The organism is Leucobacter soli, assembly GCF_042659205.1.
GTDB lineage: Bacteria > Actinomycetota > Actinomycetes > Actinomycetales > Microbacteriaceae > Leucobacter > Leucobacter soli.
Map to the genome: position 1 here is coordinate 1 of NZ_JBHSRW010000067.1, position 11,227 is coordinate 11,227.

Genomic DNA, 11,227 nt, shown 5'->3' on the forward strand with positions numbered 1-11,227 from the left:
TCATCGCGCGGGCGAGCGTGCTGCTCGACCAGATGGCCCTCGCAGAACCAGCTCGTCGCTGAAGGGGAGGAGGTGCTGGAAGTCGCCGCCGCCGCGCGCCACGACGATCACTTCGACCTCCGGGTCGGCGTCGAGCGTCGCGATGCCCGCGGCGACCTCGGCGGCGGCACGATCGCCCTGCACCGCCGCGTAGTGCACCCGGAACCGCACGCCCGGCCAGCGCAGGGTCGCGTTCCGGATCACGTCCTTCTCGGCGTCGCTGTCGCGCCCCGTGACCAGGCCGATCACCTGCGGCAGGAAGGGAAGACGGCGCTTGCGATCCGCGTCGAAGAGCCCCTCTGCATGAAGCCGTCGGCGCAACTCCTCGAGCCGCTGCAGCAGCTCGCCGAGCCCGACGTGCGCGAGCTCGAACACCTGCACCGTGAGCGTGCCGCCCTTCACCCAGAAGTTCGGCTTCACCAGCGCGACGACGCGGTCGCCCTGGGCGAAGTCGCCCTTCAGACTCTGCACGGCCGATCGCCAGATCGTGAAGCTCACCGTCGCGTCCTGCGTCAGATCCTTGAGCTTGCCGTAGACGTGGCCGCCGCGCAGCTGCCACTGGGTGACCTCGCCCTCGACCCAGACGGTGCCGAGGCGCTCGATCCAGTCGCGGATCTTGGTGCTCATCACCGCGACCGGCCAGGGCGCGTCGCGCGTCGCGGGTGCGGTGGTCTCGGCCATGCGTCAAGCCTAGGGCGTGTCTGCTGGATCACTGCTTCGACGTCGATGCGCCGGCAATCCCGGGGAAGCGAATTCGCGCGGACGGGGGAGTGAGTTCACGCGGAAGGGTCGGCGGCGCGGACCGCCAGGCGTGCGAAACCCCGTCGGAACCGGCTTGCGGCTTCGGCGACCCGGCAGTACCATCCCAAGTGCAGGAACGTTCCCGCGAGTGATCCCCGAACCGCTCGATTCCGCTTCGGCGACGACGACGCCCAGGGACCCCGCACCTGCTCGAGCAAAGGAGCCAAGGATCATGAATCAGCGACGCCGCACCGGGTACGTCTGGGATGAGCGCTACGCCTGGCACGACACCGGCACGCATGCGGGGATCTTCCCCTCCGGCGGCTACGTGCAGCCCTACCACAACTTCGAGAGCCCGGAGTCGAAGGCCCGCATGGCCGCGCTCGTCGAGGTCTCGGGCCTGATCGACAGCCTGGTGCGCATCCCGGCCCGGCCCGTGACGGAGGAGGATCTCCTCCGCGTCCACACGCAGCGGCACGTCGACAGCATCCGGGAGCAGTCGGAGGCGTCGGGCGGCGACGCCGGCGACGGCTTCTCGCCCTTCGGCCGCGGCTCGTACGAGATCGCGAAGCTGGCGGCCGGCGGTACGCTCGCCGCCGCCGAGGCCGTGCTCGACGGCACGGTCGACAACGCCTACGCCCTCGTGCGCCCGCCGGGGCACCACGCCGAACCCGACCTGGGTCGCGGCTACTGCCTCTTCTCCAACGTGTCGGTCGCGATCCAGGCGCTTCGGGCCGCGGGCCGCGTGCAGCGCGTGGCGATCTTCGACTACGACGTGCATCACGGCAACGGCGCCCAGAAGATCTTCTGGGACGATCCGAACGTGCTGACCATCTCGGTGCACCAGGATCGCCTGTTCCCCGTGGACAGTGGCCTCGTGGACGAGCAGGGCGAGGGCGCCGGTGCGGGGACCAACATCAACATCCCGCTGCCTGCGGGCTCGGGTGACGGCGCCTACTGGTCGGTGGTCGACGAGGTGGCGGTGCCGGCGATCCGCGCGTTCGCGCCGGATCTCATCATGGTGTCGAGCGGCTTCGACCCGTCGGCGTTCGACCCGCTCGGCCGCATGAGCGTGACCTCCGGGGGGTTCAAGGGGATGGCGGAGCGGCTGCTCGCCGTCGCCGACGAGGTGTGCGGCGGCAAGATCGTCTTCTCGCACGAGGGCGGGTACTCGCCGGTGCATGTTCCGTTCTGCGGGCTCGCGGTGCTGGAAGCGCTGAGCGGGGTCGAGACGGGCGTCGAGGATCCGGTGAACATCTCGGTCGGGGATTCCCCGACCCGTGCGCTTACCGCTTGGCAGACGGAGACGATCGAGCGCTCGGCGCAGCTCGCGCGCGCACTGGGGATGATCGTGGGCTGATCGTCGTTCGGAGCGAGCCGGGGTCTCGGACGCCCCGGGACGCCCGAGCCGGTCGAATCGCGAGGCGGCACGGTGGCTAAGCTAAGCAAGGTGAGCTACACCGCCGTGACCATCGTCGACATCGCCCGTGAACTGGGGATATCGAAGACGACGGTCTCGTCGGCGCTGCACGGCAACGGGCGCGTATCCGAGGCGACCCGCACGCTGGTGACCGAGACGGCGGAACGGCTGGGCTACGTCTCGAATCGGGCCGCCCAGCGACTCCGCGGCAGCCGATCGCAGAGCATCGGCCTGCACCTCTTCCCGAACAGCCACGGGCGGAACTTCTACATGCAGTTCGTGTTCGGCGCGATGGAGCACGCGGCCGACAGAAGCCTGGACCTGACCCTCCTCACGGAGAACCGCCTCCATCCGCGGCGGCGCAGCCTGTGGGCCGACGGCATGCTGGTGCTGGATCCGGCGCCGAACGATCCCTTCATCGAGCAGGTGTCGCGGACCGGCATCCCGGTGGTCGCGGTCGGTGCGCTCTCGCCCGAGCAGCGGGGCCTGGTGCGCGGCCAGTTCTCGGGCGGGCAGGACGAGTTCACCCCGATCGTGCTCGAGCGCCTGCACGCCGAAGGCGTCCGCCGCCCCGCGATCGTCGCGCTCGATGAGGGGGTCGAGCCGCTCTGGGCCGTGCAGGCGCGCGAGATCTATCTCGATTGGATGCGGCGCGAGGGGGTCGAGCCGCTGGTGCTGCGCGCCGGGTTCTGGCCCTCGGGCGAGGAGATCGAGCGCATGGTGGACGCGCTCGAGGAGGCGGGGGACGTCGACGGGGTCCTGGTCGTGCAGCAGGGCGTCGCCGGCCCCTTCGCGAAGCGCTACCTGGAGCGCCGGGGCGAGGCGATCTGGGTCGCCGCGCTCGCCGCCGACCCCGCCACTGAGGGCGGAGTCGAGCAGTTGATGGCGGTCGAGCTCAACGCCCAGTCGTTCGGACGCCGGGCGGCGCAGTTCCTCACCGGACTGATCGACGGCGAGGGCGAGGGATTCGAGTGGCGGGTCAATCGGGAGATCTCGCTGCTCGTCCACGGGCGGACGCCCGAGTCGCTCTTCCCCGATGACGAAGACGCCTGATCGATCGCGGATGGCCTCGGGGCCGGATCCGAATCTCGTCGATAACGATTGAGAACCTCTTGCGGGCGAGCCCGCTGGTCGTGTTAGCATCTCCAATGCAGGAACGTTCCCGCGTCCGTCCGCGAATGTCGCTCCCCGGAGCCGCACCGCTTCCGGACCGTGAACGATCGGAACGGACGGGCCCGTTCTCCTGCTCGAGCAAAGGAGCTATGGACATGAAACATTCACGCCGCACACTGGGCGTCGTCGCACTCACCGCAGCCGCCGCACTCGCGCTCTCCGGATGCGCATCGGACGGCTCGGGCGGAGGGGGCTCGGACTCCTCGAAGGGCGCGGTCGCGATGAGCTTCGCGGGCCTCGACATCCAGATCTGGAACGACATGCTCCCCTTCATGGAGACCGTCGTGACCGACGCCGGCTTCGAGTTCGTCACCGACGACCCGAAGTGGGACGTCAACACGCAGGTCTCCGACTGGGAGTCGTGGATCGTGCGCGGCGACATCAAGGCGATCATGGGCTATCCCGCCCAGTCGGACGCGATGGTCGCGGTGACGCAGCAGGCGACCGACGCGGGCATCCCCGTGCTCGGCTACGGCAGCACCTGGGAGGGCGTGCAGGCCGCCGTCGTCCTCGACCACAAGGCCGATGGGCTGAAGGCCGGCGAACGCGCCGCGGAGTGGATCAAGGAGAACTACGGCGACGAGAAGGTCGACGTCGGGTTCCTCGGCTACCCCGACACCGACCTGGGGCGCCTCCGCGGCGAGGGCATCAAGGAGGCGCTCGACGCCGCCGGCCTCAACCTCAACATCAACGAGCACAGCGTGCTCAACCTCGACGACGGCTACGCCGCCGCCCAGAATCAGCTCAACGCGTTCCCCGACACCAAGGTGTGGCTCGCGATCGCCAACGATCCCGCCCTCGGCGCCTACCAGGCGCTGATCGACTCGGGCGTCTCGCCGACCGATGACAGCATGCTGCTGCTCAACCTCGACGCGACCGATGCCGAGCTGAAGATCATCGGCGAGGAGGGATCGTTCTGGCGCTACGCCTTCATCCCCGTCACCCGGCAGATCGCCGAGGCGAATGCGGCCATGCTGGTCGCCGCCGCCAACGGAGAGCCCGTCGAGGACAAGGTGATCCCGACCACCGAGGTCACGAGCGCCAACGCGCTGGACTACCTCCTCGAGAACCAGTAGTCGGCGGTGACCGGGATCCTCGGCGGAGCGGAGAGCCGTCCGCCGAGGATCCCGGGACCGATGCCCCATCAGGGGCGCGAGCGGCCACGGCGGCCGCCGGGAAGGAGCGCGAGGCGCATGAGCAGTCCTGAGACGAGGATCGCGTTCGAGGGCGTGACGGTCGACTTCGGTGCGACCCGAGCACTCGATGACATCCGATTCGAAGTCGCGCCGGGCGAGATCGTCGGCCTGCTGGGCCACAACGGAGCAGGGAAGAGCACGCTCTTCAACGTCACCACCGGGGTCATCGACGCGACGAGCGGCGGATTCACGATCGACGGCACCCGCATCGACGGCCGCCTCAGCCCGCGCGCCGCCGCCGAGCTCGGCATCACCGTCATCCACCAGGAGCCGGCGCTCGCGCCGAACATGTCGGTGCTCGACAACCTCTTCCTCGCCCGCGATGCGCCGAGGGGTCCAGAGCGCGTCGCCCGTGCACGGGAGGCGCTCGCGACGGTCGGCGCCCGGCTGCCGCTCGACATGCCGGTGGAGGCGCTCGGCCTCGGCGAACGGCAGCTGGTCGATCTCGCCCGCGGCCTGCTCTCGGGCGAGATGAAGGTGCTGATGCTCGACGAGCCGACGGCCGCGCTCGGCAAGGCGGAGACCGAGTCGTTGCACGCGCTGATCCGAGACTTCGCCGCGCGCGGGGTGTCCGTGCTCTACGTGTCGCACCGCCTGCCCGACATCCTCGAGGTGTGCACCCGCATCGTCGTGCTGCGCGGGGGCCGGCTGGTCGTCGACGGGCCGGCGGCCGACTTCACGCCGGCGCGGCTGGCGGAAGCGCTCGTGCCCGATCTGCGCTCGCTCGACTTCAGCCATGTCGAAGCCGGCGACGAGGTCGTTCGCATGACCGTGCCCGGTGGGACCGTGACGGCCCGATCCGGCGAGGTGGTCGGCCTCTTCGGCATGGCCGGCGGCGAGCAGTTCCGCATGGCCGCGCAACTCGCGGGCGCCTCCGATCAGGTTCACGAGTACGTGCTCGCCGGCGAGAGCGTCCGCTTCCGCTCCCCGGGGCAGGCGATACGCAGGGGCGTGTTCTTCGTGCCGCCCGATCGTGAGACCGAGGGGTTGATCGCCTCCGAGACCGGCATCGACAACGTCATGCTGCCCTGGTATTCGCAGGGGGCGTCGCGCGGGTGGTGGGTCTCCCGCACTTCCGGCGTCGAGATGTACGAGCGCGCACGCACGGGCCTGGACATCCGCGGGCCGGAGGGCACGGCCGAGGTCTCCCAGTTCTCGGGCGGCAACCGTCAGAAGCACCTCCTCGCCCGCTGGCTCTACCCCGCGGAGCCGAATCTACTGGTCCTCGCCCAGCCGACCCAGGGCGTCGATGTCGGCGCGAAGCTCGACATCGTCGAGGCGGTCCGCGCGGGGGCGCATCGCGGCGCCGCAGTCGTGGTGGCCTCGAGCGAGTCCGACGAGATCGCGAGCATGTGCGACCGCGCCTACACGGTGCTCGGCGACCGCCTCGTCGAGGTGCCCCGAACCGCGACCTTCAACGAAGACCTCCTCTCAGCCCTCCTCGCGCTCGCCGAGACGGCGGATGCCTGAGACACACGGATCCAACCGGAAAGAACCTCATGAACGCTGAACGCCTCAAGATCTTCGTCGCGAAGAACGGGATCTTCCTCGCACTCATCGTGCTCATCGCCGTCTTCTCGATTCTGCGCCCCAACTTCTTCAGCTTCGCCAACGGCCAGAGCATCCTGATGCAGGCCACCGAGCTCGGCCTCATCGCGATCCCGGCGGCCTTCCTGATCATGTCGGGGACCATCGACCTGTCGGTGGGCTCCGTCGCCTCGGCTGCAGCGATCACCGGTGGCATGGCCATGAGCGCCACGGGGTCGACACTGCTGGGGTTCGCCGCCGCGGTCGTCACGGGCGTCGTCGCCGGTGCGCTGAACGGGTTCCTCGTCTCGTACCTCCGGCTGAACTCGTTCGTGGTCACGCTCGGTGCGCTGAGCGTCTGGGGCGGCTTCGCCCTGCTGCTCTCGAGCGGCAAGACCATCCCGCGGTCCGAGCTGCCCGATGCCTTCCGCGCGATCGGCACCTTCAAGGTCGGGCCGATCCCGATCCAGATCATCGCGCTGATCGTCGTCGTGCTGCTGGGCTGGTACGTGCTCAACCACACGAAGTTCGGCAAGCAGGTCCGCGCGATCGGCGGCAACGAACGGGCCGCGCGGCTCATGGGAATCGACGTGAAGCGATCCCGATTCCTGCTCTTCGTCGCCTCGGGCGCGTTCGCCGCGCTCGCCGGGATGTTCCTCTCGGCGAAGGTGCAGTCCGCGAACCCGACCATCGGGTCGGGGCTCGAGCTCGAGGCGCTCACGGTGGTGCTGCTCGGCGGCGTCGCGTTCGAGGGCGGCGTCGGCCGCATCAGCGGCGTCGTCGCGGGCCTGCTCTTCTTCCGAGTGCTGCGCGCGGGGCTCGTGTTCCTCCAGGCCTCGCCGTTCCTGCAGACCATCCTCGTGGGTGCGACGCTGATCGTCGCGGTCGGGCTCGACAGCTCGATCCAGAAGATGATCCGCAGTTCGTGGGCGAAGCTCGGACGGAAGGCGGTCGCCGAGGAAGAGCCGAAGCATCAAGCGCGATCCGGGGGTGCCGTATAGGGCTGCGCCGGAGGCCCCACCGGGGATCTGTCAGGCCGGACGGGTAAGCTCGAGGCATGACTGGTACGGCTACGGCTCAGGATCAGCGCACGATCGGCGCACCGGTCGTCAGCCTCGCGATGCCGCGCATGAGGCGCGAGCGGGGTCGGCTCAAGAACGTGCCGGTCGACGGGCCGAAGCAGGTGCTGCTCGCGGCGCCCCGAGGCTATTGCGCGGGGGTGGATCGTGCGGTCGTCGCCGTCGAGAAGGCGCTGGATCGCTTCGGCGCCCCCGTCTACGTGCGCAAGCAGATCGTCCACAACGTGCACGTCGTGCAGACCCTCGAGAAGATGGGTGCGATCTTCGTCGACGAGGTCGATGAGGTGCCCGAGGGTGCGAACGTGGTCTTCTCTGCCCACGGCGTCTCGCCCGCAGTGGTGCAGGCCGCCGAGGACCGGCACCTGCACGCCATCGACGCGACCTGCCCGCTCGTGACGAAGGTGCACCGCGAGGCCGTGCGCTTCGCGAAGCAGGACATGGAGATCCTGCTCATCGGCCACACCGGGCACGAGGAGGTGGAGGGCACGAGCGGCGAGGCGCCGGACCACATCACCATCGTGAACTCGCCCGCCGACGTCGACACCCTCGAGGTCGAGGATCCCGACAAGCTGGTCTGGCTCTCCCAGACTACGCTCTCGGTCGACGAGACGATGGAGACGGTGGATCGCCTCCGTGAACGATTCCCGAACCTGCAGGATCCGCCGAGCGACGACATCTGCTACGCGACGCAGAACCGCCAGGGCGCCATCAAGCAGATCGCGCCGCAGGCCGACCTCGTCATCGTCGTGGGATCCTCGAACTCCTCGAACTCGGTGCGGCTCAAGGAGGTCGCGCTCGAGTACGGCGCCAAGGCGGCCTACCGCGTCGACTACGCGAGCGAGGTGCAGCAGGAGTGGCTCGACGGCGTGCGCACCGTCGGTGTGACGAGCGGCGCCTCGGTGCCCGAGGTGCTGGTGCAGGAACTGCTCGACGATCTCGCCGATGCGGGCTATTCGGATGTCCGGGCGACCGTGACGGCCGAGGAGGATCTGGTCTTCTCCCTGCCGAAGGAACTCCGGCAGGATGCCTCCGGCAAACGGGACGCTCGCGCGCTCGGCGGCCGGGTGCGCTGACCGTCGGATCCGCGATGGTGTTCGGGCGTCGCTGAGGCGCCTGAGACGCTGCTAGGCTCCGAGCCATGGGGAACCCCTACGATCCTTGGAGGCCGCGATGGCGATGAACCGACGACCGATCACCGTGCTGGGAACGGGAGTCGCCGCTGCGCTGGCCGCCTCTCTTCTCGCCGCACCCGCCCAGGCCGCGCCGTCGGCGGATCCGGGCCTCTTCTGCGATCTGCCGGGTGAGGAGCTCGCGATCTCGCCGATCGCGGACCTGGTCGTGGACGAGCCGGTGACCTGGCTCTCGACGGTCTCGGGCATCGCGCCGACGGAGTTCAGCGGCACGTATCTCGGCAGGCTCCCCAACGCGCTCGGGCACGACGCCTACGGCAACCAGCGCGATCTCCTGCTGGTCGAGCTCTCGGGTCCCGTCGTCGACGGCTCCGGGAGCACGCTGCCGGCCGGGGTCTGGGCCGGTGCCTCGGGTTCTCCGGTGTACGACGAGGACGGGGCGCTGATCGGCGCCGTCTCCTACGGGTTCAGCGGGGAGGCCGACAACGTCGCCGGCGTCACGCCGGCCGCGGCCATGAAATCGATCGGCGACCTGCCCGCTTCCGTGCAGGTGAACGCGGCGGGGCGGCAGATGGTGCAGGCGGCGACAGGCGTCTCGCCGGGGCGATCGATGACGCAGCTGCAACCGGTGAAGGTCGAGAACGGGCGGACCGGGAACCTCTTCGAGAAGACCGAGAAGCGCCTGAAGCAGGCGGTGAAGGGCTTCAAGACCGTGGGTGCGACCGGCCGAGCAGGCGGGGTGGTCGGTGCCGACGCGGAGGCCATCCCCTCCATCGTGCCCGGCGGCAACATCGCCGTCAGCTACGCGCACGGCGCGCTGTGGGACGCCACGGTGGGCACGGTGACCGCCGTCTGCGGCGATCAGGTCTGGGCCTACGGGCATCCGAACACCGGGAACAGCAAGTTCAAGGCGAGTTTCCACGGGGCGTCCGCCGCCCGGGTGGTGCCCAGCGCGGGCGACTCGTACAAGCTGATCGCCGAGATCGGCGCGCCGATGGGCCGGCTCACCGACGACCGCACGGCCGGCGTTCGCGGCACCCTCGGCGAGACCTTCCCCGCAGTGAAGGTCACGACGGTGAGCAAGGTCGGCGGGACGAGCAGCACTGCGGTGACGAACGTCACCGAGAAGCTGGACATCGCGCCCGTCGCCGCCGTCCAGCTCGGCGGCGACGCGCTCCGCATGCTCGACAACGCCTGGGCCGGCTCCGCGACGGTCCGCTGGTCGATCGACTACACTCGCGCGAACGGCCGAACCGGCACGCTCACCAATACCGACAAGTACGCCGACGACATGTACCTGCCCGACCTCGTCGGCTGGGGCGTCGCCGAGGACATCGCCGCGCTGCAGTACAACGGGTTCGAGACCGTCACGGTCACGGGCGTGCGGATCACTGCCGATTTCTCCGATCAGGTCCGGGTCGCCCGGGTCGCCGGATTCGAACGGAAGTCGGGCACGGGCTGGAAGAAGGTGCCGGCCGGCAGCACGGTGCAGGCGAGCCGGGGGAAGAGCTACGACTACCGTGCCGTGCTCCGGCCCGCCCCCAACGCCGATGGCGGCACGAGCTACCTGCCCTTCACGGTCACGGTGCCGAAGAGCATCAAGAAGACGCTGAAGGTCCGGCTCACCGGTGCGACGCCGCTCTTCGAGGACGGCGAGCTCGTCATCGGCTCCGACGACGGTGCGCCGGTGCGGAACTTCGACCAGTACGTCGCCGCGCTCGACGATCGTTCGCGTTCGGATCGCGTGACCGTCACGCGCCGCTACACCTCCGCATCGGGGGCGAATCAGGTGAAGACGAGCCGGAAGACGGCGCCGACGGTCGTCGACGGGGGGCAGCGGTCGTTCATGCTCCAGGTGGCGGTCGAGAAGTCGAAGAAGCGGAGGTAGGCCGCGCCTGAGCCGCGTACGCGCGCGCTCGGCCTTCCGCGGACCGTTGCGCGATCTCCCATCGAACGCACACCCCGAGGAGGTAGCGTCGAGCTGTGACCGAATCGACGATCCGCCCCCCGGACGAGACCGACCGGGTCGATGAGCGGAAGGCGCCGTCGATCGGCGGGCACGGCCCCGGGCCGGTCCACCCGCTCACCGGCCCGATAGACCTCTCCCGGATCGATCTCTCGGAGATCGAGGGCCGGCGCGAGGTCCGCGAGGGGCTGACCCGCTTCCTGATGCCGTACAAGTTCGCCATCGACGAGGTGATGACGAAGCTCCGGATCCTGCAGGAGGAGTTCACGCAGACCGGGGAGTACAACCCCATCGAGCACGTCTCGAGCCGGTTGAAGGATCCCGACAGCATCATCGAGAAGATGCAGCGCCGCGGTGTGCCGCTCGAGACGGAGCGGGTGCGCGAGACGATCACCGACATCGCCGGCCTGCGGGTGGTCTGCGCATTCGTCTCGGACGTCTACCGGGTCTTCGAGCTGCTGACCGCGCACGACGACGTCACCGTGTTCCAGGTGAAGGACTACATCGCGAAGCCCAAGGAGAACGGGTACCGCAGCCTGCATCTGCTGCTCGAGGTGCCGGTGTTCCTCTCGAGCGGCCCGGTGCGGACCATCGTGGAGGTGCAGATCCGCACGATCGCTATGGATTTCTGGGCCAGCCTCGAGCACAAGATCTACTACAAGTACGATCGCGAGGTTCCGGCCGAGCTCCTCGAGGGACTGCGAGACGCGGCGGATCAGGCCTGCCGGCTCGACTCGACGATGGAATGGCTGCACATCGCGATCCGCGGCTCCGACCGCGACACCCTGGTGCGCCGGGGGACCGACACCGTCATGCGCAGCATGGCGGCCGCGGCCGGGCTGGAGAGCCCCGCGGCATCGGCGGACGACGGCGGGACCGAACCCGGGCCAGGCCGGGCCGACGAGCTCGGGGCCGACGAGCTCTAGGGTTCGACGATCCGCGCGAGGAGCTCGCAG

8 protein-coding genes and 1 pseudogene are annotated in these 11,227 nt (G+C 69.5%); 8 read left to right on the forward strand and 1 reads right to left on the reverse strand.

The genetic code is table 11. The annotated features are described in order from the left end of the window. Positions 1-9: 9 nt before the first annotated feature. Positions 10-720: pseudogene (xseA, locus tag ACFPZL_RS06225) on the reverse strand (exodeoxyribonuclease VII large subunit); the annotation flags it as partial. 292 nt (positions 721-1,012) lie between these two features. Here xseA and ACFPZL_RS06230 point away from each other — a divergent pair. The 8 genes from ACFPZL_RS06230 (at position 1,013) to ACFPZL_RS06265 (ending at position 11,197) form a co-directional block, all read left to right on the forward strand. Then, positions 1,013-2,140, forward strand: a complete 1,128-nt coding sequence (locus tag ACFPZL_RS06230; RefSeq protein ID WP_218114447.1) for a class II histone deacetylase — start codon at positions 1,013-1,015, stop codon at positions 2,138-2,140. Positions 2,141-2,212: 72 nt separating this feature from the next. Continuing rightward, positions 2,213-3,253 (forward strand): LacI family DNA-binding transcriptional regulator, encoded by a 1,041-nt coding sequence (locus ACFPZL_RS06235; RefSeq protein ID WP_218114448.1) that lies wholly within the window; start codon positions 2,213-2,215, stop codon positions 3,251-3,253. A 215-nt stretch (positions 3,254-3,468) separates the two neighbouring features. Then, complete coding sequence (locus ACFPZL_RS06240) at positions 3,469-4,449, forward strand: sugar ABC transporter substrate-binding protein (RefSeq protein ID WP_218114449.1); 981 nt, start codon at positions 3,469-3,471, stop codon at positions 4,447-4,449. 117 nt (positions 4,450-4,566) lie between these two features. Further along, positions 4,567-6,039: an ATP-binding cassette domain-containing protein gene (locus ACFPZL_RS06245; protein ID WP_218114450.1), complete on the forward strand. Its 1,473-nt coding sequence runs from the start codon at positions 4,567-4,569 to the stop codon at positions 6,037-6,039. A gap of 29 nt (positions 6,040-6,068) precedes the next feature. Continuing rightward, positions 6,069-7,097 carry an ABC transporter permease gene (locus ACFPZL_RS06250; RefSeq protein WP_218114451.1) on the forward strand — a complete coding sequence of 343 codons (1,029 nt, stop codon included), beginning with the start codon at positions 6,069-6,071 and terminating at the stop codon, positions 7,095-7,097. A gap of 119 nt (positions 7,098-7,216) precedes the next feature. Further along, complete coding sequence (locus ACFPZL_RS06255) at positions 7,217-8,248, forward strand: 4-hydroxy-3-methylbut-2-enyl diphosphate reductase (protein ID WP_218114489.1); 1,032 nt, start codon at positions 7,217-7,219, stop codon at positions 8,246-8,248. A gap of 97 nt (positions 8,249-8,345) precedes the next feature. Beyond that, the gene (locus tag ACFPZL_RS06260; protein WP_218114452.1) at positions 8,346-10,193 is read left to right on the forward strand and encodes a hypothetical protein; all 1,848 of its coding nucleotides are present in this window, start codon (positions 8,346-8,348) and stop codon (positions 10,191-10,193) included. 95 nt (positions 10,194-10,288) lie between these two features. Continuing rightward, complete coding sequence (locus ACFPZL_RS06265) at positions 10,289-11,197, forward strand: GTP pyrophosphokinase (protein WP_328798007.1); 909 nt, start codon at positions 10,289-10,291, stop codon at positions 11,195-11,197. Positions 11,198-11,227: the final 30 nt, after the last annotated feature.